Genomic DNA, 23,858 nt, shown 5'->3' with positions numbered 1-23,858 from the left:
GCTCCAGCAGCGCAAGGCGCTGCTGCGCGCAGGATGTGTCCAGCAGTCGTTCGCGCAGCGCGTGGGCGCTGCTGCCGAAGATGTCTTCGAGCCCGATGTCCTGGGCAACTAGGGTCTCGTGATCTTCGCCGGTGAAGGCATGCGCGCCGCCAGGGCGAAACACCACGCCCATCACGCGCACTTGTTCGGCGGTGTCGATGATCTGGCTGCGCAGGCAGGGGCCACCGATGACCGACGCAGCCGAACGAACGCAACGTCGTTCCACATCGTCGTTGTAAATGCGGGTTTCGTTCTCGTGCAGGTTGATGATCAGTGCCGCGCCTGGCACGGGCAGCACACGCTCATAGTGATGCGCGGCCGGCGGCATGTCCCAGTCCGACAGGCGGGCGACCAGGGCATCGAGTGGTGGCGCAGGTACGACGGCGTGGTGTCCCATCGGCAGGCTCCGGGTATGTCGCGAGTCTAGGCCGATGGGATGCGAGTGTCAGGTCTTCTGCCCGGGGATCACCGTGGTCGATGGCGCCGGTGCGGTGGCCGGGTCGGGGTGCATGGTGCGTACCACCATGTCCTGCGGCGTGGAGAGGGGCTGGTCGGCCTTGCGCAGGCGGTCAATGATCTCGAACAGCAAGTCGCTCTTCACCGTGCCGGAGTCACGCGGATTGCTCACGTAAGCCGTGCATACGAACATCATTGAGCCCGAGTCGATGCTGTCCAGCGTCACACTGGGCGAGGGCGCATTCAGTGTCACCGAGTGGTTACGCAGGATGTCGAAAATGATCTGCCGCACCTTGGCAGCATCGGTGCTCAGTGGCATGGGTAGGCGGATCTGCACGCGACCCTGCGCATTGGCCAGGGTCACATTGCGCACGTTCTGGGTGATCAGCTGCGAGTTGGGCACGATCACGGTGGAGCGGTCGCTCTGCTGGATTTCGGTGGCACGCACGTTGATGCGTTTGATATCGCCTTCCACGCCGCTGATGCTGACCCAGTCGCCCACCTTCACCGGGCGCTCTGCCAGCAGGATCAGGCCGGAGATGAAGTTCTGCACGATGGCCTGCAGGCCAAAACCGATACCCACCGACAACGCGCTGGCCACCCAGGCGATGCTCTGCACATCCACCTTTAGTGCGCCCAGCACCAGCACGAACACCAGAATGCCGCCCACGTAGCCGAGCAGGGTGACGATGGACGTTTGCATGCCTACGTCTAGCGAGGTCTTGGGCAACAGCTGGTGGCTGAGCCAGCGCTTGATCAGGCGCACGATGACGCCGCCCAGCACCAGCACGATCAGCGCATTGAAGATACTGGTGGGGCTGATGGTCAGCGTGCCCAGCGACAGACCGCTGAAAATGCGCGTGCCGCGATCGACTAACTCGTTGGTGCCGGCACCGTAGGGCGCCAGGATCAGCGGGATGGCGATCAGCAGCAGGAACGCCCGGCTGACGCCGGAAAGGATGGTGGCCGTCTGCTCAAGGCGGGGTGCCGAGATGCCGAAGTTCTCCTGCATGCGCTGGCCAGCGCGCGATTCCGGCGAAAGCAGCGACTCGCACAGGTCGTTGATCAAGTGCATGAACACGTAGAGCGCGGCGATCAGGAAGCCGGCGCGAATCATCTGTCGTGCGACGTAGAAGCCCAGCGCGATGTAGCCGGTAAGCACTGAGAGCAGGATGATCAGCACCCCAAGGAAAGCACACAGCACCAGCAGGCCCACCCATAGCGGGCGTTCGGCCGGCGTTTCCCCTGCGGCGAGCAGGGCGCGCCGGGCGCGGCTCATCTGGATCAGCCCATAACCCACCAGGCATCCGATCAGCGTGGCCGCCAGGGCATTGGCTGCCATCGCGGTGGCGAGGCTGGCCCCGATGTCGTTGGTGACGCGTTCGATGATGCCTAGCAGCAGCGCGCTATAGGCCATGGTGGTGGGGAACGGCCACAGGCGCTTGGCCAGGTCGTCCGAGATCGGCGGTAGGCGCCATGACGGGTGCTTGACCATCAACAGCGCACGTCCGAGGCCGGCCATGGTGGCTACATAGAACATCAGCCGCACCAGCGGACGTACGAGATCGTCCAGGTCCTGGTCGAACACGCCGTTCCAGTTCACCGCGAGATACAACAGCCACGCAGCCATGCCGTAGACCAGCATGGTGGCGATGGTCACCAGCACGGCCATGGCGCTCCGGCGCAGGTGGCCGGATGGCAGGTAACGCGCTGCCATGTCCAGCATCTTGTGCTCAAGCAGGCGACGCCCGCCGGCGAACAAAGCGATGGCGGCGAGCAGGCACACGATGAACGGCAGGCGATTGGCGGGCTGCCAAGCCTGGGCGATGGCGGCTTTCAGCGATACCCAGAGCTGGCCAAAGCCGACCCGGTCATCGGGAACGCTCTGCGCGATGCGGGTCCAGAACTCGCCGCTCAGCGGCGAAGCGCTGCGTTGGCTGATCTGTGCGTTGAACAGGTCGCGGCGCAGCGCGCCAATCTCCGTCAGCAACTGCTGGCTGTCACGGCTCAACAGCTTCGATTGGGTGATCTGGCCGGTAAGGTCGGTCTGTGCCTTCAACAACAGTTTGCGCTGGCTCGCCACTTCCGGCGCTTCTGCCGGCGCGCCTTTCTCCGGCGCGGGACCCAGCACGTCGAGTTTGCCCTTGAGTGCGTCGGCCTGCGGGGCGAGGCTGGCGGTGAGCTGGTCGGCTTGCTGCTGCACGTTTTGCGCGCTGGTGCGCGCGGCCGTCAGCGTCTCGTCGGTCAGCTTGGTTTTGTCGGTCAGCGTCTGCTTGATCTTGTCGAGCTGTGCGCTCAGCTGGTCGGGCGTAGCGAGCGGCGCCTGCTGTATCTGCGCACTGCCCTGCGCATCTTGGGCAAACACGGGAGTAGCGCCAGCGATGGCGATAAGGAGAACCAGCAGAAAGCGAAGCAGAATAGGCATGCGACGCATGATCCGGGCCGACCCCTGAACCGGTCAATGAATAAATGTCTCGGAATGCAGCTCTTGACGGTTCATTGATTCCCGGGCATTCACGCTGTCGTGATGACTTCGATCGACATGACGCATGCGGTGCCGCCGTGGGACGGCAACGTGGCAAAGGCCCGCCTGCTGCAAACCGAACTGGCTGCGAGGGTGCGGTTGGAAGACGACTATCCGCCGCTGCGACGCGTGGCCGGTGTGGACGTGGGCTTCGAGGAGGGCGGTGCGGTAACGCGTGCAGCCGCAGTACTGCTGGACGCACACACACGGGAGCCCGTGGCCGAGGTGGTGGCGCGGCAACCGACGCGGATGCCTTACATCCCGGGCCTGCTTTCCTTCCGCGAATTACCTGCGGTGTTGCAGGCGCTGTCCGAGCTGCCGGAGTCGCCGGACTTGGTGTTCGTCGACGGACAAGGTATCGCGCACCCGCGGCGGCTGGGCATCGCAGCGCACCTGGGCGTGGTCACCGGCCTGCCGACCATCGGCGTGGCGAAGTCGATCCTGGTAGGCACGCACGAAGAAGTCGGACCGCATCGCGGCGATCGCCAGCCGCTGGAATACAAAGGTGAGGTGATCGGCTGTGTCCTGCGCAGCAAGGATCGCATCCGGCCACTGATCGTTTCGCCGGGGCATCGCGTCAGCCTGGCGACGGCGCCGGAACTGGTGCTGGCGTTTGGCACAAAGTACCGATTGCCCGAACCGACGCGATTGGCCGACCGGCTGGCGTCGCGTCGCGGCAACACGCGTCGCTGACGCGTGTTTCAGGTGGTCACGACCGGCACCAATCGGTAGCCGAAGGCTGCAGCAAGGCGGGCCACGGCGGCGATGGCTTCGGTGTTCTTCGTGGTCGATTCGGTAGACGACCCCACGCGCCAACGCGAGCGTTCGTGCGCGATGGGCCGCGAGCTAGCCAAACCGTGTTGTTCCAGTTCGCGCAGGAACCGATAGACCGTGCCGAGGCTGGTGCGTGGTTCGATCCGTTGCGCCCGGCACAGCAGCTCCACCGCATCGGGCTCATCGGTGGCATCGTGCAGCGCCTGCCAGATGGCCAGGCGCGGTGGCGTGGCGCGCATGCCCACGCGCGCCAGCAGCGGTTGGATGTCGGCTGGCGCGGTGGTCATGGCCTCAGGCATCTTTCTTTCCCTTGATGATTTCATCCACGGCCCGCTTGATGATGTCGACAATGCGCTTCACTTCCTCGGCGTTCCACGGGCCGCCGTGCATGAACAGGGCGCGCTTGAGGTTGTGCATCGCTTCGCGCAGCGCCATCGGCGCGGAAGCGCGGGCAAACATCTTGGCGGTCTGCTCCATGCGAGACATCACTGCGTCCACCGCTTCCTTGTTCTCGGCCAGGAATGCCTTGCCTTCCTCGGTGATCGTGTAGAGCTTCTTGCCGTCGTTGCTCTGCACGCTGGCGTGGCCCAATTCCTCCAGCAGGGTGAGGGTGGGGTAGACCGCGCCGGGGCTGGGCGCGTAGGCGCCATCGAACATCTCCTCGATGGTGCGGATCAGGTCGTAGCCGTGGCGCGGCTGTTCGGCGATCAGGGCGAGCAGGATGAGCTTGAGGTCGCCGTGGCCGAACATGCGTCCACCCCGGAAACGACCGCCCATGCCGCCCCAGCCGCCTTCGCCGTCGTCATCGCCTAAACCGCGGCGACCGCGTCCGCGACCGATGCCCATGGCCTCGCGGGCCCAGGCTTCGCGGCCTTCAAAACCATCGCGGCAATGGCCGTGGCGGCTGTGGTGATGGTGGTGGTGCTCAAAGAAATGACGAAATCCCATGACTAACTCCGATATATCGTAAGTAACGATCTTAAGATATATCGTAACTTTTCGGGATTGCAAGTGTCGTTGGAAAGTTTTTGGCTCTACCGACCTAAAGGCGCTGGATTCCGGCCTACGCCGGAATGACGGTCAAGTGCTTCCAGACAGAGCGTCTTTTCCACCTTGGGGCGTGTACGTTGAAAGGATCAGCAGAACCGGGAGCTTCGGGCTTCCGAATACCTTGATGGCAGTCATTCCGGCGTAGGCCGGAATCCAGCGCCTCAATGCAAGATCAGGGCGCTGCAATCCATCGCCATAGCGATGGAAACCTTGAAACGCCCCCTTCGCGCCTTCACCCACAAAGCACTCCCCGTGCGTTTCCCCCAAGGACGATCCCATGCTGCTCCGCTGGTTCGAATCGCTGATCGACGCCTTCAAGGAGCCCGTCGATGGCATGCCGCCGCAGTCGGTGTGGCGGTTCTATGTGTTCTACCTGCGCCAGGTGTGGCCTTTGTTCGCCGCCGCGTTGGTGGTGGGCTTCGGCGTGGCGATGGTGGAGGTGTCGCTGTTCGGCTTCATCGGCAGCATCGTGGACATGGCCAAGGGGGCGCCGGTAGCTGACTTCTTCCACCTGCACGGCAACGAGTTGCTGTGGATGGGCTTTGTGGCGCTGATCGCGCGCCCGGTGCTGATCGGCCTGCACGATCTGCTGGTGAACCAGGCCATCGTGCCCAACCTCACCAATCGCATCCGCTGGCAGAACCATCGCTACGTGATCCGGCAGAGCCTGGGTTTCTTCCAGAACGACTATGCCGGTCGCATCGCCAACCGCATCATGCAGACCTCCGGCGCGCTGCGCGAATCGGCAGTGCAGATCGTCGATGCCGTCTGGTACGTGGCGATCTATACCGGCAGCGCGATCATCATGTTCGCCAAGGCTGACTACTGGCTCGCCGCGCCGCTGATCGTATGGCTGGTGGCCTATGTAGCCACGCTGCGCTATTTCGTGCCGCGCACCAAGGAGCGTTCCTGGCGCCAGTCCGAGGCGCGTTCGCGCCTGATGGGGCGCATCGTGGACGGTTACAGCAACATCCTCACGCTCAAACTGTTCGCGCATACGCAGCGCGAAGAACAGTATGTGGCCGATGCCATGGGCGAGCAGATCACGCGCATGCGCGCCATGACACGCCTGACCACGGCAATGGACGCCGCCATCACCACGCTCAACGGTTTCCTTATCGTGGGTACCTCCGCGCTGGCGTTGTGGTTGTGGAGCCAGGGCAAGGTCACCGTGGGCGCCATCGCGCTGAGCACCGGGCTGGTGATCCGCATCAACAACATGTCCGGCTGGATCATGTGGGTGATCAACGGCATCTTCGAGAACATGGGCACTGTGCAGGATGGCATCGAGACCATTTCGAAGCCGCGCACCGTGCAGGATCGCGATGGCGCCATGCCGCTGGAAGTTACCGAAGGCAGCGTGCGTTTTGAGGACATCCATTTCCATTACGGCAAGAAGGGCGGGGTGATTTCCGGCCTTGACCTGAATGTGCGTGGTGGTGAAAAGATCGGCGTGGTCGGTCCCTCCGGCGCGGGCAAATCCACGCTGGTGAACGTGCTGCTCAGGCTCTATGACCTGGAAGGCGGGCGCATCCTCATCGACGGCCAGGACATCGCACACGTGGCGCAAGAAAGCCTGCGCGCGCAGATCGGCGTGGTCACCCAGGACACCTCGCTGCTGCATCGCTCCATCCGCGACAACCTGCTGTATGGCCGTCCGGATGCCAGCGAGGCACAGGTGATCGAAGCCGTACGACAGGCGCGCGCGGAAGAATTCATTCCACAGCTGGTCGATGGTGAAGGGCGAGTTGGTTACGACGCTCATGTTGGCGAGCGTGGCGTGAAACTCAGCGGCGGCCAGCGCCAGCGCATCGCGATCGCGCGCGTACTGCTGAAGGATGCGCCGATCCTCGTTCTGAGACGAGGCCACCTCGGCGCTGGATTCCGATGCCGAGGCCGCTATTCAGGACAGCCTCGACGTGCTGATGCGCGGCAAGACGGTGATCGCCATTGCGCACCGTCTATCCACCATCGCGCGCATGGATCGCCTGAGTGGTAATGGATAAGGGCCAGATCGTGGAAACCGGCACGCACGCGGAGCTGATCGCGCGCGACGGCCTGTACGCGCGTCTCTGGCAGCGACAGACAGGCGGTTTCGTGGCGGTGGAAGACGCGGCCGAGGACAGCGCCCTGGCGTAACCATGTGTGCATGGCTGTATCGCCGAGTGCTGTCGCAACGCTCTCTGCTATGCGCATGAACGCTCAGCGAGGGCTTGAGGTTTATTTGTTCCGCCTTTCACGAGAGGCGCGGCAGCATGACGCTTCACCGTCACCGGAGCAGCGATATGCCTACAGAACGAGCCCTGGCACGCGCCCGCAAGGACAGGCGCGAAGGCAAGTCGGCGAGCACGCAGGCCGGCGAATTTGTGCGCGAAGAAATCGAGCGCATTCGCCAAGGTAAACATGGCGCCCGTTCGCCGGAACAAGCCATTGCCATCGGGCTTTCGGAGGCACGGCGCGCCGGTATCGCCGTACCGGCGAAGAAGGGCGCACACAGCGCCAAAAGCAGCCGCAAAAAGCCAGTGGCGAAGAAAACCTCCGCAAGCAAGGCTGCATCGGCCAAGCGCAGCCGCGCCGCGCTGGGCGCGCTGAAACGTGAAAGCAGTGCGGCAGCTTCGAAAGCTGCCTTATCTGAGCACGCGAAGGAAGCCGCTGCTCGGCGCACACCGACCGAGCGCTCCGCGGCCGCCAGAAAGGCCGCGCGCACCAAGGGAGCTACCAAGCGCAAGGCCGCCGCGAAGAAGGCCGCAGGCACGCGAGCTACGACGCGAACCGCCGGTGCGACTCGCGCTGCGCGTACGCGCGCTATGCGTAGTCGCACACGCTAGCGGTCGAACACCAGCAACGTAGATGTCGCCGAGCCGTACAGGCGGCCTTCGGCGTCGAGCAGACTGGCTTCGGCAAACGCCACCCGGCGGCCAATGCTGCGCACGTGACCTTCCGCGCGGATACGTCCGGTGTCGTGCGTCATCGCTTTGTGGAAGGCGACTTTCAGCTCCAACGACGTATAGGCCTGTTGCGCGGTCAGGCGCGAATGCACGGCGCAGCCGCAGGCCGAATCGAGCAGGGTCGCGAAGTAGCCGCCGTGCACGATGCCCATGGGGTTGTAGGCATGTGGGCCCGGCGTGCCCGCAAAGACAGCGGTACCGTCACCCACTTCCACGAGATCGAAATCCAGGGAATCGCCGATGCCTGGGCGCTGACCGGAAGCCATGAACGCGCGCAATTGTTCCAGCCCGTTCAGGCCCTGACCGATCTGGTTGATCATGCTCATGCGGTGGGTTCCAAGGCCAGTCGGTGTTTCAGCTGTCGGCGCGAGTCGGCAAGAATGGCATCGGAGTGCTGCGCATCCGTTTCTGCACGGGCCAGCGACAACGCGCCCACCAGCTCCGATACGGTGGAGCGGGCCAGTGCCTGCGGATCGGGATACCCCATGGCTGTGAACTTGCCGGCCATGGTTTCGGTGAGTCGGCGGGCACCTTCCGCAAAAAGCGTGCGGGCATCTTCAGGGAGGCGCGGCAGGTCTGATGCCAGCGCCGCGATGGGGCAGCCCGCGCCACGCGCATCGCGATGTTTTGTCGACAAGTAAAAGTCGATATAGGCGGACAAGCCATCGGCGGGACTACGGCCCTCCATCTCACGCTCAAGGCGCGCGCGCGATTCCTCGAACATCTGCCCGATAGCCGCGGTGACTAGTTCGTCCTTCGACTTGAAGTGCGCGTAGAAACCGCCGTGGGTCAGGCCGGCCTCGGCCATGACGCCAGCCACGCCTATGCGATCCGGGCCATCCTTACGGATGGCCTTGGCGGCGACTTCCAGTACTTTGGCTCGGGTTTTCTGTTTGTGTTCGGCGTCGTAACGCATGGCCGCTCCACGCAATTTGTATGATGTAAATCATACTATTGACATGGGGCACCGCAAGTGCCGTGACGGCAAGTCGGGATGTTCGTTCACGGTGGAGGCACTTCACTGGAGCGCGGTGACGGTTCTGTGGGTGCGGGCGCGATGATGACCACCGGCTCCGAGGCCACAGGTGTAGCCATTCCCCTGGATGGGAATGTCATGCTCGGTAGCACGTCATCGCGTCGAATCAAGCCGTGATAGAGCGCTGCCCCCATGTGCCCGAGCACAGTAAAGAACAGCAGGTAGGCCAGATAACGATGCGACTCGCGCAACCACGCAAACGTTTCGCCGTTGGCGGAAAGGATCGGCGGTAGATGCAGCGAACCGCCCAGCGAGATCGGATAGCCGCCCGCCGACAGCATGGCCCAACCCACCAGAGGCAGGGCGAGCATCAGCGCGTAGAGCAGCCAGTGCGACGCATGCGCGGCGAACTTCATCAGTGCCGGCATATCGGCTGGCAGTGGCGGCGGAGGGAAACGCAGGCGAACGCCGAGGCGGATCAACGCCAGCACGAAGATAAGCGCACCCAGCGGCTTGTGGATGGCGAGCAGCCACGTGTGTTTACCGGACACGGTGGACACCATGCCCACGCCGATAAACAGCATCGCCAGGATGAGCACGGCCATGGTCCAGTGCAGCAGTCGCGCCAGCGGATGGAAAGCGTTGGGGGCGTTCATTACGGATGCTCCGAAGGCGTGCTTGCATGCGCGGTGCCCGGAATATGGGCTTCCTCGCCCGTGCGGCGCAGATACGAATCCGCATAGGCGGATGAGCGCGCCGGCAGCAGCGGGTCGTCGGAGATCTTGATGCCCGACGGCAGGATGGTCGGGTCGTAGTTCAGGTCGCGGCAGGGGCCGCTTTCCTGCGGTTGTTCGCTTTCGATCACCACTGTTCCCGCATCGATGACGCGCCGGTCCGCGGGCCACACTTTGGTGGCATCGTTGGTCGGGTCGTCCGGCGCGGCCAGCGTCACCAGCAGGCGCCAGCGCTGCGGGCCTTGGGCCAGTCGGTGTTCCAGGTCGCGGGCAAGGTAATCCTTGTCGCCGGCCTGCGGGCCGGTGCCTGCATCGTCCGTGGCTTCTGGCACCACCTTCCAGCGCACGGCATGGCGCTTGCCCATGGCGTCGATGAAGTAGAACGCGTTGAGTCCTTCGTAGGTTTCGGTCACATAGCTGGCCGAAGGCTTGGCCGTCTTCACCCAGGCGAGAAAGGCGCCGGTTTCAGGGTGTGCGGCAAAGAAGGCCCCCACGCGTTTGGGGTCGGGTTTGCCGGTGGCCGGGTCGGGCCGCGTCGCCACCAATTGCTCGTAGAACGCTTCCGGCGTCGCTACGGGAAACACCGGCATGCTGTTCATGCCGGTGCGCCACTGTTCGCCGTTGGGCAAGGCAAAGCGCAAGGCGAAGCTGCGGATGGGAACGCTGCTGTCCGGTGCATACGGATTGCCGCCGGGCAGGGCGAAGCGACCGACCACGGGCGTACGCCCCTGCGCAAACACCCCGGCCTTGGAATAGGTGGCCGCCGCGCCGTTGCTTTCGAAGTAGCCGGCCACGCAGACGCCCTTGGCATGGTTGCGCCGGTAGCCGGGATAGACGCCGCTGTTGTCCTGCAAGGCATTCACGATGCGGTGCGCGGTAAGGCGCTGGGGCGTGATCCAGCCGGCGACGTAGGCGAAGGCGGCGGCCAGCACCGCCACGGCGAGGCCGATCACCGCCCACCTCCAGGGCTGATGCGATGGTGACGGTCGGGACGGATCGGTCATGCGGCACTCCCTGGATAGCAGGTTGAATGTCCTGACTTCGTCCGGTGGCGGCCGATGGTTACCTCGGTGCTACGCGTCGGGCTGCCGCCGGATGTCCCGCTCCGGCGCCGGATGGTTGAAGGCCGCTATTGTTGGCTCGGAGTCATGCTGCGCCACGTGAAGAAAGGGCCCGCGCCGAGCGGGCCCTGTTTCGTCACTTTGCTGCCTGCTGGTTCCAGGTAGCGACCTTGGCGCGTGTCTCGTCGAGCATGCCGTCCAGCGCGTGGCGGTCATAGACATGGCCGCGCAGGATCACCGTGTCGATGTCGCGTGTGGCGTCGATGTCCTTCAGCGGATCGCGCTTTAGCAGCACCATGTCGGCGGCATGACCCGTGGCGATGGCGCCATACCTATCCAGCTTGCCGAACCACGCCGGGCCGGCACGCGTGGCGGACGATAGGGCCTGCGCCGGCGTCAGGCCGTTCTTTACGTACAGGCTCAGCTCGTCGTGAAGGCCAATGCCGGGGTAGTCGAAGGAGTTGAGGAAGCCGGCATCGGTGCCCGCCATGATGGTGACGCCCGCCTGCTGCAGCATGGGCAGCACCGCGGCCAGTTGCTGGTAATGCGTGTGGCGGGTCGCGATCTGCTCCGGCGTCGCCTTGGCGGCGCGCTCGATGCGCCAGTCGTAGGTCTTGCGCAGCTTCGGCCCGATATAGGCGAGGTAGGGATCGTGGGCGTGGTCGTCGGCGTCCAGAAAGTCGAGCACGCGGCCGCCGTTGAGCGTCGGTGTCACGAACACGCCCTTGTCCTTGAACATCCGGTACGCCTTCATCGCCGTCGCCTGATCGAAGCCGGCATCGAGGCGACGATTGGCTTCCGCACGCGTGATGCGTCCCGCGGCGAAGTCGGCGGCGATGGCGGCCTCATCCTTCACACCCGCCTTGTACGCATAGTCGATGTGCTCGATGGAACTGATACCGGCGTCAACCGCCTGTTCCACCGTCAATGCCATGGGGATGTGGCCCGACGAGCGGATGCCGAAACTCTTGGCCTCCGACACGGCATAGAGAAACAGTTGCGGGTCGAGCGTGCTGTCCGTGATCTTGACGAAGTCGACCTTGTCCTTTTTCAGCTTCACGAACGCGGCGTCGACGTCTGCTTTGCTGCCGACTTCGATGGTGCCCTTCCATACCGGATGGATGCCTTCGATCTTCGCGCCCGAGGTAAATAGCTGCGGGCCGAACAGCGTGCCGTTGGCAATCTCGCCGCGCCAAGCGAGTACTTGATCAGGCAGGTCGCCGGAGCAGTCGCGGATGGTGGTGATGCCGTGCGCGATGTACAGCGGAAGCAGTGCCTTGTTCTCCTCGATAAGATCCGGGCCGCCACCAAAATGCACATGCATGTCCCACAAGCCGGGGATCAGGAAGCGATGGTTGCCATCCACGGTCAGCCCTGCCTTCCACGCCTTGGCGATGTCCGCATCGGGCCCGACGGCGACGATGTCGTTGCCGCGCAGCACCACGGCCTGGTCGTCGATGGTCTTTGCATGCTCGACGTCGACCACGTTGGCATGGCGGATGATCACGTCACCGACGGACGGTGCCGCAAAGGCAGGAGATGCCAGGGCCACCGCGGAGGCGATGGCGACTGAAAGAAGCTTCTTCACGCGTGATGTTCCTCGACGGGGGAAAGCGGGCGTTGCCCGGTGCCTTCATCGATGTTAGAAGTCGGTCCTGTCATTTAGAAGCCAAATATTCAAATGGCTACCAGTGCAAAACCAAATAGGGCGTTGTTCGACCTGGACCTGCTGCGGGCCATCGTCACCGTGGCCGACTGCGGCAGCTTCACCACGGCCTCGGCGCATCTGCATTCCACGCAATCGACGGTGAGCCAGAAGATCCGACGCCTGGAGGACATGGCGGGCCACCCGTTGCTGGTGCGTGGCAATCGCGATGTGCGGCCCACCGACCAGGGCGAGAGGTTGCTTGCGTACGCGCGGCGCATGCTGTCGCTCAACGACGAGATGCTGGACGCCCTGGCAGGCGCGGCCGTGGCGGTCACAGTGCGGTTAGGCGTGCCGGAGGATTTCGTCGTCGGCAGAACGCCGCAACTGCTCGCCTCGTTCAATCGCCGGCATCCCGACCTAAAACTGGAAGTGACCACGGGGCTCAGCCGCGATCTCGCACAGGGCTACGACCACGGCGAGCTCGATCTGGTCATCGTCAAGCAGCGGCGGAACAGCCGTGAGGCGGTAGCACGCTGGCAGGAGAAACTGGTGTGGATCGACAGCGCGAAGAACCCGGCCGTGGATCAGGAACCACTACCGTTGGTGGCGTTCCCTCCGCGCGGCCTGTATCGCGAGGAAATGATTAAGGCCGTGGAAGGGCGCGGGCGAAGCTGGCGCATCGCCTTCACCAGTTCCAGCTTGTTCGGCGTGCAATCGGCTGTGGCGGGTGGTCTCGGTGTGAGCCTGATTCCGGCGCGCGCGGTCACCGCCGAGCACGTTGTGCTCACACGCCGGCAGGGCCTGCCTCCTATCGGTACGATGGATATCGCCTTGCTGCATCGGCCCACGGCGGACCCGCTGGTTAAGGAACTCGCGGCGGAACTGGGGCGAATGCTGCAGCGATATCGCGGCTAGGTCACGCGCCTCGCCTGACCACGGTGCAGCCGATCACGTTTTATTCGATAGTGCGTGTCGAGCGCTGTGATATGGTCAGATCGAGTCACGCGCAGCAGCGCGTTTCGCGAGCGTTCTCCTATGAAATTGCAACACCTGCGCAGCTTGGTGGCCGTATACGAATCCGGCAGCCTGCAACAGGCGACCAAGCGCCTACACATCAGTCAGCCTGCATTGAGCCGCACCTTGCAGGCACTGGAAGAAGAGCTTGGCGTGGCGTTGCTTGTGCGTTCGAGCCAGGGCGTGACACTGACTCCATTTGGCCTTCGCCTGATCGAACACGCACGTCATGTGCTGGAAAGCGTCGGCCGCGCGCAGCGCGATATCGAGGAAATGAAGGGGGACGCCGCGAGGCGAGTGTCCATCGGCATGACGGCGGTGGCGGCGCTATCCATGTCGTTGGAGGATGCCTTCATCGCGTTCCACGCCAAGTTCCCTGAAACCCGGTTGAGCGTGCACGAGTTGCGTCCATCCGCGATCACCGCGATGTTGCGCGAGGGTACGCTGGATTTCGCCCTGAGCACGCACCCGCCGGAAACGTCGAGCGGATTCGACGTCTCGACGGCCTGCCATATCCCTTTGCGGATTTCCGCACGGTGTGGCCACCCACTACAGCGCGCCAGGCATCTGGCCGAACTGCGCGAGGCGCTGTGGGTGACGTCGGCGTCCGGTTCGCAAACTGTTTTCCAGCAGTTTTTCCTGCAGAACGGGTTGCAGCCACCCGAGCGTGTCTTCGAGTGCTCGTCGCTGACTATGGCTTTGGACGCCATGGCGGGCCTGGATGCGCTGGCGATGGGTCCGCAAATGAGCGCGCGGATGTCGTCGTCATTGCACCATCAGATTCGGCCGCTGGAGATCGAAGAGTCGCTGCCGGATCGTCCGCTACTGATGATCAGCCTCAACCGCGAGCTACTCCCGACGTCCGCCGAACTGATGTTCAAGCTGGTGCTGGAATCATTGCAGCGTAGCCACCCTTCCACCTGAGACAGGCGGAAGGGTGGGCCACGCTTGCTCAGCGGGTCGGGAAATGCAGCACGCGCCGCTTAGGAGTTCGGCTGCATCGCGCTCATGACGGCAAGCGTCATCGCTTCAACGCCGGTGCGGATGGTCGGCTCGGGCACCGGGGCGTACATGGGCGAGTGGTTGACGGGCAAGCTTTCGCCCTTCTTCTTCGCCTCGGCGACACGCTCGGGTTCATAAGCGCCCACGGCGAAGTACAACGAAGGCACGCCGGCTTCGATGAACTCCGAATAGTCCTCGCTGCCTGACATCGGGCTGGGCATTTCATGCGCCTTGTCGCCGAAGACGGCCTTGAATACCGACGCCGTGCGTGCGGTCACTGCAGCGTCGTTCACCACGGCATCGTAATTGACGCCGCTGTGCACGCTGACGTCGGGCGCGGGTGCTCCCGCCATCTGCGCTACTCCATTGGCGGTGCGCGTGATGCCCGCGAACAGTTTTTCGCGGACTGCGGGATCGTAACTGCGGATGGTGCCACGTAGGAGGGCGGTGTCCGGGATGATGTTGCCGGCGCTGCCCGTCTGGATGGCACCGACCGTGATCACGCCGAAGGCGGCGGGATCCTTCTCGCGGCTGATTACCGACTGTACATCTTCGACGAAACGCGCAGCCATCAGCACGGGGTCGATCGACTCCTGTGGCATCGAGCCGTGCGATCCCTTGCCGTGGAAGGTGACGAACAGATCGTTGGAGTTCGACGTCAACACACCCGCCCGGTAGTACACGCCGAACGGCATGGGGCCGTTGTGCAGGGCGAAGCCCACGTCGGGCTTCGGGAAGCGCGTGAACAGGCCGTCGTTGATCATGGCCTTGGCGCCGCTGATGCCATCCACGGCGGCCTCTTCGGAGGGCTGAGCAATGAACATCAACGTACCGTGCCACTGGTCTTTCATCGCCAGCAGCGCCTTTGCCGTGCCCACCCACGTCGCCATGTGGATGTCATGGCCGCAGGCATGATCGACCGGAGTGTCCTTGCCCTGCCAGAGCTGCTTGGCCTTGCTGGCATAGGGTAGGCCGGTCTTCTCTTCCAGCGGGAGTGCATCTAGCTCGGTGCGGACCAGCACGGTGGGACCGGCGCCGTTCTTGTAGATCGCCACGAGGCCTGTCTTGCCGACGTGCTCGGTCACGGTGAAACCCAGAGCGCGCATCTGCTTGGCCAACGCTGCCGCGGTGCGTGTTTCTTGAAAGCCGAGCTCAGGATGCTCGTGGATGTCCTTGTACAGCGCGTCGAGGTGCGGATAGTCCTTGTCCAGTTCGGTATCGATGCTGCTCTTGGCCGCGACGGGATCAAAGGCGAGGCAGGTTGCAGGCGCGGCGATGGTGACGAGCATGCCGAGAGCGAAGGCTAGGCGGTTCTTGCGGATCACGAGGTTCTCCTCTGCAGCGATGTTCAGAATGAAAAATACAGGGTGGACATCCATACCAGCGTGGCGGGGTGCTGCGGCACCAGTACCGGATGATTGGTATAGGAAAGCGAGTTGTTGAAGTAAAGGCCGCGTATGACGTGGAAGGCGTAGCTCAGCGTGTAGGTCTGGCTGTTATCGATGGGCTGGAGCCCGGTGGCATGCGCCAACGCCAGGCGCGTCCATGGGCTGATCCACTTGTACTGGTAGCCGAAGGTAGCCATGTCGTAGGGGCGGGCCTTGAACGGGCCGATGCTGTAGAGCGAGAACAGCACGTCCTTGTCGTACACGTTGCGGCTCGATGGTGCCTGGTCCAGCTTGATATCCGTATACAGGCCACGCACGGGGTAGCTTGGATCCGGCTGCGTGTACTGCTGCGTGTACGCCACATAGACCATGTGGTTGCTGACGGTCGGGTGCCCCACTTTGTAGTTCATGTAATCGCTGGTGTTGTAGACACCGCCGGCGCGTATCCAACTGGCGAACTGGTCGGGCTTGGGCATCACCCGATAACCCACTTCATCGATGTACAACACCTTGGCGCCGGGCACGGTAAGGCTTAGGCCGGTGGGGTTCTGCTGCGAGTCGTACTGGAAGCCGCGAGGACTCGTGCTGCGCGCCATGCCGAAGTGGTTGTAGAAACGCTGGCTCGGCGAGTAAAGCCGCAGATCGAGTGCGGGCGTGGGCTTGAATCCACCCGTCACCACGCCGGCTTCGTACATCAGGCCGCTGGTTGGCCCAAGTGCCGACGCGGCTGTACTGGTGCCCAGCACCGCGCCGTAGAATTTGGCGCCGATACTGTAGAAGCCGTATTCCAGACGCACGCGGCTGTTAGCGAATTCCTGCTCGATGGAGAGCTGGTTGACGAACGCGCCGCGCAGGCCGTTGCCGAGGTAGCTGTTCTGGTTCCACGTCACCTGCGCCCCGAACTGCGCGTTCTGGCCGAAAAAGCCCACTCGCGACAGATCGTAGGTGATGGTGAAGTTGGTGTTGGCCTGGAACGTCGGTCGCTGACCGCTATAGGTCTGCGGCACGTCGCGATCGGCGTGGTTGAGGTCATAGGATTCGGTGACCGAACTGTAGTTCTGCACCAGCCAGCCGCTGTCGATCATGGACTTGCGCAGGCCGCCCAGGTCGGGCGACAAGGTATCGCAGGTCGTGATGATGGCCGTTTCCGATCCGCGCAATCGGTACTTGTCGTACCTGGCGCAGTCGGTGGTCTTGGCTGCCTGGGCAATGCTGTCGTCGGCATGTGCCAACGGTGCCCACGCGGACGCTGCGATGGTGGTGCCGAGCACGGGTACCGCCAAACGCAAGGCGAAGTGAACCGTCGCGCCGCGGCGCGATGCGTTAGTCATCAATGTCTCCCCCTCAGAGTGGTGCTGCCTGCGCGTCCTGCTGGCGGCAGCGATCAGGTCGTTGCCCGAAAATCGGCGTGGATCGGCTGGCCGGGTGCGCCCGTTCTGCTTGGCGAACCCAGCGTGTAGCGAACCGTCGAAGCCAACGCCGTAGTGGGTAGATCAATGGATACCATCGCGACCGGCAGGGCGCGTAGTTCCATTTATGGATGGCTATGCAAAAAAGTTATAGCCCGATGACGGCCGGGCAGCCTATGGGGGCGATGAGGCCACCGAAGCGGCACGCGAGAGCGGGTGCCGTCGTACCGGTAAACGCAGCCTATTTGAAGAAGGTTGACGTGAAGATGACACCCAGCGCGTTCTGCGCTGCCTCTTCCGACAATTCTTTTGGAATGGTTTCGTTGAAGAAACGCATGCCGTCGATCAGAGCCATCGTGGTAAAGGCCAGATCTTTGGGTGGGGCGGGCGGCTTGGTGCCACGCATCTGGTAGAAGCGCTCAATGACGTCGGCGATGTCGTCGCGCTTTTCCAGGCAGTACGCATTGAGCCGTGCGCGGAACTTGGCATCGCGCAGCGCGAGCAAGCGCGCTTCAGCCCACAGGATGAAGTTCTTCTCATCGCGGTAGACACGCAGGTAGTACTGCGTGATCTGTTCCTCGATGGCTTCCAGCGACTGCGGCGCATCCAGGATCTGGTGCAGGTCCTGGCGCACGCATTGGTGGTCCTGGCTCAGCAGCTCAATGAACAGCTCGGCCTTGCTTTTGAAGTTCGAATAGAACGCGCCGCGCGTGTAGCCCGCCTGCGCGGTGATGTCTTCGACGCTGGCCGCCGCAAAGCCCTTCTTGGCGATGACAAGCGCCGCCGCCTCCAGCAGGCGCTGGTGGGTCTGGTCGCGGCTTTCCTCGCGGGTGAGTCGTTTACGGGCCATGCGCCATGGTAACACCTGTGCCGAAAGTCATCATTTGAATGCTTATTTGAATTCAGATACAACTATGTATTAGAGTTCATTGGCGTATGAAGGGTGTTCCGGCGGAGCTGGCGCACCTGAATCCCCCATCCCCATCAGGAACGGCTCGTGAACCTTCCCGACTTCCCCGTGCGCGGTTTCGCGCGCAGATCCGCGGCGTGGCTTGGCATGGCGGCAGCGCTGGTCTTGCTGTCTGGCTGTGGCCAATCCGCCCATGACGCCGAAGCGGCGCGCCCTGTCATCGCCTTGCCGGCTCTGGCGGCAGATGGCGCCAACGTGCTGCGCTTTCCCGGCGACATCCACGCGCGCTACGAAATGCCGTTGTCCTTTCGCGTGCCTGGCCAACTGGTGTCGCGCGAGGCGCACCTGGGCGACACCGTAAAGAAAGGGCAGGTGCTTGCACGCCTCGATGACGCCGACGCCAGCAAAAACGAAGCTGCCGCGCGCGCCGCTCTGGACGCGGCTGAGCACCGGCTGGTGTTCGCCACCCAGCAGCGCGATCGCGACGAAGCGCAGGCGAAGGAAAACCTGATCAGCCAACTGCAGTTGGAGCAGACGCGTGATGCCTATACCTCCGCCTTGGCTAACCAGATACAGGCCCGCCAGCAGCTCGAACTGGCGCAGAACCAGCATCACTACACCAGCTTGGTAGCCGACCGCGATGGCGCGATCACCAGCGAACAGGCGGAAGTCAGGGCAGGTGCTGGCGGCGGGCCAGGCCGTGTTCGGCTTTGCCTGGTCGGGCGAGCGGGACGTGTTCGTAGACGTGCCCGAAAGCCGCATCGGTGAGATCAAGCCGGGCCAGTCGGCGAGCGTCGTTCTGTCCCCGGCGGATGGCAAAGCGCTGACGGCGCACGTGCGTGACATCGCACCAGCCGCCGATCCGGTCAGTCGCACCTACCGCGTCAAACTGGGTCTGGATGATGTCGGGCCGCAGGTGCACCTGGGCATGACAGCGGCGGTCGCGCTGCAAATCTCCTCACAGACCAGCCCCTCGGTTCGCCTGCCGGCCACCGCGTTGTTCCACCAAGGCGAGCAACCGGCCGTGTGGGTGGTGCGTCCGTCAGATATGACGCTGGAGCTTCGCCCCGTGACCGTGCTGCGCTACGGCGAGCGCGACGTGTTGGTAAGCAATGGCATCAAGGCCGGTGAGCGCGTGGTGATGCAGGGCGTGCACACAGTCAGTGCCGGCGAGAAGGTTGCGCCGATCGATCCGCCGCATCCCGAGGACCGCCCGCTATGACGGCCCCGGCCCCCCACGAGGAAGGTCGCTTCAATCTCTCGGCCTGGGCGTTGCGGCACCAGTCGTTGGTGTTCTTCGTCATGGTGATGGTCGCCGTGTTCGGCATGCTGTCGTACAGCCGGCTGTCGCAGTCGGAAGATCCGCCGTTCACCTTCAAGGTGATGGTGGTGCAGACGTTCTGGCCCGGTGCGGATGCCAAGCAGGTGCAGGAGCAGGTCACCGACCGCATCTCGCGCAAGCTGCAGGAAACACCGTCGATCGACTTCCTGCGCAGTTACTCGCGTCCAGGTGAATCGCTGATCTTCTTCAACATCAAGGATTCCGCTCCGGCTTCCAGCGTGCCGGATACCTGGTATCAGGTACGCAAGAAAGTGGGCGACATTGCCACGCAATTGCCGCCGGGCGTGCAGGGGCCGTTCTTCAACGACGAGTTCGGCGACGTCTATACCAACATCTACGCGCTGGAAGGCGACGGTTTCTCGCCGGCGCAATTGCACGACTACGCCGATCAGTTGCGCGCCGAGTTGTTGCGCGTGCCGGGCGTGGGCAAGGTGGATTTTCTGGGCGACCAGAACCAGCGCATCACCATCGAGATCGCCAACGCGCGCCTGTCCCAGTTAGGCATCACGCCGCAACAGATCGCGCAGGCCATCAACGAGCAGAATGCCGTGGCCTCAGCCGGGGTCATCACCACCGGCGACGATCGCGTGTTTGTACGCCCCACGGGGCAGTTCAGTGACGTTGCTGCATTGGAGAACACCCTGCTGCGCGTCAATGGCCAAAGCTTCCGTCTGGGCGACGTGGCCACCATCCGGCGCGGCTACGACGATCCGCCGACGCAACAGATGCGTTTCATGTCGAAGGACGTACTGGGCATTGGCATCACCATGCAGCCCGGCGGCGATGTAGTTCACCTGGGCAAGGCCTTGGACAAGGCCACGGTGGACCTGCAGAAGCGCCTGCCCGCTGGCCTCAAGCTCAATGAAGTGACCAGCATGCCGCACGCGGTGTCGCATTCGGTGGATGACTTCCTCGAATCGGTTGCCGAAGCCGTCGGCATCGTGCTGCTGGTCAGCCTGCTCAGCCTAGGCTTGCGCACGGGCATGGTGGTGGTTATCTCCATCCCCTTCGTGCTGGCGGCCACAGCGCTGTGCATGGAGCTGCTTGGCATCGGCTTGCACAAGGTATCGCTGGGTACGCTGGTGCTGGCCTTGGGCCTGCTGGTGGACGACGCGATCATCGCGGTGGAGATGATGTCGGTGAAGCTGGAGCAAGGCTGGAGTCGCCTGCGTGCCGCCGCGTTTGCCTACACCAGTACCGCGTTTCCCATGCTCACCGGCACGCTGGTGACGGTGTCCGGCTTCCTGCCCATTGCGCTGGCGAAATCCGGCACGGGCGAATACACCCGCTCCATCTTCGAGGTCTCCGCCATCGCCCTACTGGTGTCATGGCTGGCGGCGGTGATCGTGATTCCGCTGCTGGGCTATCACATGCTGCCCGAGCATCACGCGCGGACGAAGCCGGGCGACGAGTGGTGGGCGCGTTTTCTGCCAACACGCTGGCGCGATGCACGTCGTGCGAAGGCGCTGGTCGCGCCGACGCACGGTGGCGATATCGACATCTACCAGACGGCGTTCTACCAGCGCTTCCGTCGAATGCTCGACGCCTGCCTGAAGCATCGCGTGCCGGTATTGGTGGTGACGGTGGCTTTTTTTGTGGTGTCGATGGCCGGTTTCGGGCTGGTGCCCAAGCAGTTCTTCCCGAGTTCGGATCGGCCAGAGTTGCTTGTCGATCTGCGGTTGCCGGAAGGCGCCTCGTTCGAGGCCACGCTGGCCCAGGTCAAGCGCATGGAAAACGTACTGAAGGATCGCAAGGATGTCGCCAACTACGTCAGCTTCGTGGGCAGCGGTGCGCCACGTTTCTATCTGCCGTTGGATCAGCAGTTGGCGCAACCCAACTTCGCGCAGTTCGTGGTAACGGCCAAGGACGTGGAAAAGCGCGAGGCGCTGGCGGGCTACCTTGATGGCGTGCTGTCGCGTGATTTCAGCGCTGTTCGTACTCGCGTCAGCCGTCTCGAGAACGGTCCGCCGGTGGGCTTTCCCGTGCAGTTCCGCATCGATGGCGACGACATTGCGACGGTGCGTGGCATTGCCGAGAAAGTCGCTGCGGTGATGCGCGCCGACCCACGCACGCGCAACGTGCAATTCGACTGGGACGAGCCGGCCGAGCGCTCGGTGCGTTTCGAGATCGACCAGGCCAGGGCACGCCAATTGGGTGTCAGCTCGCAGGATGTGGCCAATTTCCTGGCGATGTCGTTGTCGGGCACTACGGTTACGCAGTACCGCGAGCGTGACAAGTTGATCGCCGTCGACCTGCGCGCACCCAAGAACGAGCGGGTGCATCCTGACCAGATCGAGCAGCTCGCGCTGCCCACGTCCAACGGACAGGCGATTCCGCTGGCCCAGCTCGGCCATGTGCGCTACGGGCTGGAATATGGCGTGATCTGGGAGCGCGATCGCCAGCCATCGATCAACGTACAGGCCGACACGCGCAACGGCGCGCAGGGCTTGGACGTCACCAACGCCATTGATGCAAAGCTGGGTGAGTTGCGCAGCCAGTTGCCCGTGGGCTATCGCATCGAAGTGGGCGGTTCGGTAGAGCAGAACGCCAAGGCGCAGGGCTCCATCAACGCACAGATGCCGCTGCTCGCCATTGCGGTGCTGACGTTGTTGATGATTCAACTGCAGAGCATCGGCCGCACCTTCATGGTGGTGCTCACCGCACCGCTGGGCCTGATCGGTGTGATCGTGTCGCTGCTGGTGTTTCGCCAGCCGTTCGGCTTCGTGGCGATGCTGGGCACCATCGCCATGTTCGGCATCATCATGCGCAACTCGGTGATCCTGGTGGACCAGATTGAGCAGGACATCCGCGACGGCCATTCGCGCTGGGAGGCCATTGTGGGCGCCACCGTGCGCCGCTTCCGGCCCATCACGCTCACGGCCGCTGCCGCGGTGCTCGCGTTGATCCCGCTGTTGCGTAGCAACTTCTTCGGCCCGATGGCTACGTCGCTGATGGGTGGTATCACCGTGGCGACCGTGCTCACTTTGTTCTATCTGCCGGCGTTGTACGCCGTGTGGTACCGCGTGCGTGCTGACGAAACGCCGAAGGAGATCGCCCCATGATGCGCTCTGTTCCTCTACGCATGGTGACGCTTGGCGTGGCCATCGCATTGGCCGGCTGTTCGTTTGCGCCGCCAGCGCGGCCGTCAAAGGCACCGGAACCGGCCAGCTATACCGCCACACCGACACCCCCCACCAGTGCGGAAGCCGCGGGAGTGGCGCAAAAGTTCAGCCTGGGTACGCGCGCCGTGCCGGAATGGTGGAAGGCTTACGGTTCGAGCGAACTGGATGCACTGGTCGATGAAGGCCTACAGCACAGCCCTTCACTGGATGCCGCACGCCACACGCTGGAATCGGTGCGTCAGCAATATCGCGCCCAAGTGGGTGACGCGTTGTGGCCTTCGCTCGACGCGGCCACCCAGGTGGGTCGCCAGCGAGCGCTAGGCCTGCCGAACTTCGGCAGGCCCACCAACGTCTACGATGTCTACGCCGGACAGCTACAACTGAGCTACGACTTCGATCTGTTCGGCGTTTCCCGCAACGAAGTGAAGCAGGCAGCAGCGCAGGTGGATTCGCAGTCCTATCAGTTCGATGCCGCTAAGCGGGCACTGGCCGCGAATATCGTGATCACCGCCGTGCGGGCGTCGGCATTGGCGGAGCAGGTGAGTGCCACCGAACGGCTCTCAGCGCTTGCGCGCGAACAGATGGCCCTGTCCGGGAAGGCGCACAAGCTCGGTGCGGTAGCGCAGGAAGACGTGCTCGCGTCCCAACGTAACGCCGCCTCCATCGATGCCAGCCTGCCTGGCCTGCGTGCGCAGGCGCTGCACGAACGCCATGCGCTTGCCGTACTGCTGGGGCGCACGCCGGACCAGGCGCCTGCGCCGTTGTCACTGGCCAGCTTGACCTTGCCCGCCGAGGTGCCGGTGCTCGTGCCTTCCGATCTGCTGAGCCAGCGACCGGATGTGCTGGCCGCGGAAGCGGCGGTGCGCGCGGCTTCTGCACAGGTCGGTGTCGCTACCGGCAACATGTTTCCGCACCTCTCGCTGACAGCTTCGCTGGGTACGGGTGCGTTCGACAGCGCCAAGCTGTTCACCGGCGCCGGGACCATCTGGGGAGCCACCGCGGGAATCACTCAACCGATCTTCCACGGCGGCGCGCTGCGGGCGCAGCGCAAAGCGGCGGTCGCGAGCTATGAGGCTTCCATTTCGCAGTACCGGCAAACCGTGCTGGGTGCCTTCCAGAACGTGGCCGACACGCTCACCGCACTCGATCAGGACGCGTTGGCGTTGCGTGCAGCGCAGAACGGCGAAGTTTCCGCGCGCCAGTCATTTGACGATACGCAACGACGCTATCGGCTGGGTTCGGCGTCCTATCCCGTGACGCTCGCCAGCGAATCGGGTTGGCAGAATGCGCGCGTGCAGGCCATCCAAGCTACGGCGACACGCCTGATCGATACTGCCGCGCTGTATCAAGCGATGGGCACACCCAACGATGAAACGGCTGACATGCAGCGAGGCGCTGCGCGATCGTCGGGTGCGCAACCTTGAGTAGAAGGAGAGCGGGCCAGTCGCTCACGCGACCGGC

Annotated in this window: 19 protein-coding genes and 2 pseudogenes; 9 read left to right on the top strand and 12 right to left on the bottom strand. The window is 63.7% G+C overall.

Translation table 11 applies throughout. The features are described from left to right. Positions 1-157: 157 nt before the first annotated feature. Together DYST_RS24145 and DYST_RS05600 are read right to left on the bottom strand one after the other, a co-directional pair. A pseudogene (locus DYST_RS24145) lies at positions 158-367 on the bottom strand (helix-turn-helix domain-containing protein); the annotation flags it as partial. Positions 368-484: 117 nt separating this feature from the next. Next, entirely contained in the window at positions 485-2,920 is a 2,436-nt protein-coding gene (locus DYST_RS05600; RefSeq protein ID WP_239950642.1) for a DUF3772 domain-containing protein, read from the bottom strand. Between the two features lie 102 nt (positions 2,921-3,022). On the opposite strand from DYST_RS05600, the gene nfi reads away from it, so the two are divergent. Beyond that, entirely contained in the window at positions 3,023-3,712 is a 690-nt protein-coding gene (gene nfi / locus DYST_RS05595; RefSeq protein ID WP_239950640.1) for a deoxyribonuclease V, read from the top strand. Between the two features lie 8 nt (positions 3,713-3,720). Here the strand turns inward: nfi and DYST_RS05590 are convergent, their stop codons facing one another. Continuing rightward, positions 3,721-4,092: a Fur family transcriptional regulator gene (locus tag DYST_RS05590; protein WP_158241394.1), complete on the bottom strand. Its 372-nt coding sequence runs from the start codon at positions 4,090-4,092 to the stop codon at positions 3,721-3,723. Continuing rightward, positions 4,085-4,741 carry a PadR family transcriptional regulator gene (locus DYST_RS05585; protein ID WP_239950638.1) on the bottom strand — a complete coding sequence of 219 codons (657 nt, stop codon included), beginning with the start codon at positions 4,739-4,741 and terminating at the stop codon, positions 4,085-4,087. The genes DYST_RS05590 and DYST_RS05585 overlap by 8 nt, the downstream gene beginning before the upstream one ends. Positions 4,742-5,123: 382 nt before the next feature. Here DYST_RS05585 and DYST_RS05580 point away from each other — a divergent pair. Together DYST_RS05580 and DYST_RS05575 are read left to right on the top strand one after the other, a co-directional pair. Continuing rightward, positions 5,124-6,982, top strand: a pseudogene (locus DYST_RS05580) (ABC transporter ATP-binding protein). A gap of 146 nt (positions 6,983-7,128) precedes the next feature. After that, entirely contained in the window at positions 7,129-7,671 is a 543-nt protein-coding gene (locus tag DYST_RS05575) for a DUF6496 domain-containing protein (protein ID WP_239950636.1), read from the top strand. Here the strand turns inward: DYST_RS05575 and DYST_RS05570 are convergent. The 5 genes from DYST_RS05570 to DYST_RS05550 form a co-directional block, all read right to left on the bottom strand. After that, entirely contained in the window at positions 7,668-8,117 is a 450-nt protein-coding gene (locus tag DYST_RS05570; RefSeq protein WP_239950635.1) for a PaaI family thioesterase, read from the bottom strand. The genes DYST_RS05575 and DYST_RS05570 overlap by 4 nt on opposite strands. After that, entirely contained in the window at positions 8,114-8,707 is a 594-nt protein-coding gene (locus tag DYST_RS05565) for a TetR/AcrR family transcriptional regulator (RefSeq protein ID WP_102304475.1), read from the bottom strand. Before DYST_RS05565 ends, DYST_RS05570 begins: the two co-directional genes overlap by 4 nt. An 86-nt stretch (positions 8,708-8,793) precedes the next feature. Beyond that, positions 8,794-9,423: a cytochrome b gene (locus DYST_RS05560; protein ID WP_239950633.1), complete on the bottom strand. Its 630-nt coding sequence runs from the start codon at positions 9,421-9,423 to the stop codon at positions 8,794-8,796. Then, positions 9,423-10,505 (bottom strand): catalase family peroxidase, encoded by a 1,083-nt coding sequence (locus DYST_RS05555; protein WP_239950631.1) that lies wholly within the window; start codon positions 10,503-10,505, stop codon positions 9,423-9,425. The genes DYST_RS05560 and DYST_RS05555 overlap by 1 nt, the downstream gene beginning before the upstream one ends. 193 nt (positions 10,506-10,698) lie before the next feature. After that, positions 10,699-12,150, bottom strand: a complete 1,452-nt coding sequence (locus DYST_RS05550) for an amidohydrolase family protein (RefSeq protein WP_239950629.1) — start codon at positions 12,148-12,150, stop codon at positions 10,699-10,701. 93 nt (positions 12,151-12,243) lie between these two features. On the opposite strand from DYST_RS05550, the gene DYST_RS05545 reads away from it, so the two are divergent. Both DYST_RS05545 and DYST_RS05540 read left to right on the top strand, forming a co-directional pair. Then, a complete protein-coding gene (locus tag DYST_RS05545) occupies positions 12,244-13,125 on the top strand; it encodes a LysR family transcriptional regulator (RefSeq protein ID WP_239950627.1) in 882 nt (293 codons plus the stop codon). A gap of 120 nt (positions 13,126-13,245) precedes the next feature. After that, the gene (locus DYST_RS05540) at positions 13,246-14,148 is read left to right on the top strand and encodes a LysR family transcriptional regulator (RefSeq protein WP_239950625.1); all 903 of its coding nucleotides are present in this window, start codon (positions 13,246-13,248) and stop codon (positions 14,146-14,148) included. A gap of 59 nt (positions 14,149-14,207) precedes the next feature. Here the strand turns inward: DYST_RS05540 and DYST_RS05535 are convergent, their stop codons facing one another. From DYST_RS05535 to DYST_RS05525, 3 genes are all read right to left on the bottom strand, one after another. After that, positions 14,208-15,551 carry an amidohydrolase gene (locus tag DYST_RS05535; RefSeq protein WP_239950623.1) on the bottom strand — a complete coding sequence of 448 codons (1,344 nt, stop codon included), beginning with the start codon at positions 15,549-15,551 and terminating at the stop codon, positions 14,208-14,210. A gap of 23 nt (positions 15,552-15,574) precedes the next feature. Beyond that, on the bottom strand, positions 15,575-16,945 hold the full coding sequence (locus DYST_RS05530) for a carbohydrate porin (RefSeq protein ID WP_239950621.1): 1,371 nt from the start codon (positions 16,943-16,945) through the stop codon (positions 15,575-15,577). 319 nt (positions 16,946-17,264) lie between these two features. Beyond that, positions 17,265-17,873 (bottom strand): TetR/AcrR family transcriptional regulator, encoded by a 609-nt coding sequence (locus tag DYST_RS05525; protein WP_102304467.1) that lies wholly within the window; start codon positions 17,871-17,873, stop codon positions 17,265-17,267. A 147-nt stretch (positions 17,874-18,020) separates the two neighbouring features. Here DYST_RS05525 and DYST_RS05520 point away from each other — a divergent pair, with 147 nt between their 5' ends. From DYST_RS05520 to DYST_RS05505, 4 genes are read left to right on the top strand one after another with little or no spacing between them, the layout of a single operon-like run. Beyond that, on the top strand, positions 18,021-18,701 hold the full coding sequence (locus DYST_RS05520) for an efflux RND transporter periplasmic adaptor subunit (RefSeq protein ID WP_239950619.1): 681 nt from the start codon (positions 18,021-18,023) through the stop codon (positions 18,699-18,701). Continuing rightward, positions 18,613-19,155 (top strand): efflux RND transporter periplasmic adaptor subunit, encoded by a 543-nt coding sequence (locus DYST_RS05515; protein ID WP_239950617.1) that lies wholly within the window; start codon positions 18,613-18,615, stop codon positions 19,153-19,155. Before DYST_RS05520 ends, DYST_RS05515 begins: the two co-directional genes overlap by 89 nt. Then, on the top strand, positions 19,152-22,337 hold the full coding sequence (locus DYST_RS05510; RefSeq protein ID WP_239950614.1) for an efflux RND transporter permease subunit: 3,186 nt from the start codon (positions 19,152-19,154) through the stop codon (positions 22,335-22,337). The genes DYST_RS05515 and DYST_RS05510 overlap by 4 nt, the downstream gene beginning before the upstream one ends. Beyond that, on the top strand, positions 22,334-23,821 hold the full coding sequence (locus tag DYST_RS05505; RefSeq protein WP_239950612.1) for an efflux transporter outer membrane subunit: 1,488 nt from the start codon (positions 22,334-22,336) through the stop codon (positions 23,819-23,821). The genes DYST_RS05510 and DYST_RS05505 overlap by 4 nt, the downstream gene beginning before the upstream one ends. Positions 23,822-23,858: the final 37 nt, after the last annotated feature.

The organism is Dyella terrae (assembly GCF_022394535.1).
GTDB lineage: Bacteria > Pseudomonadota > Gammaproteobacteria > Xanthomonadales > Rhodanobacteraceae > Dyella.
This window is presented reverse-complemented; position numbering and strand designations above follow the sequence as displayed.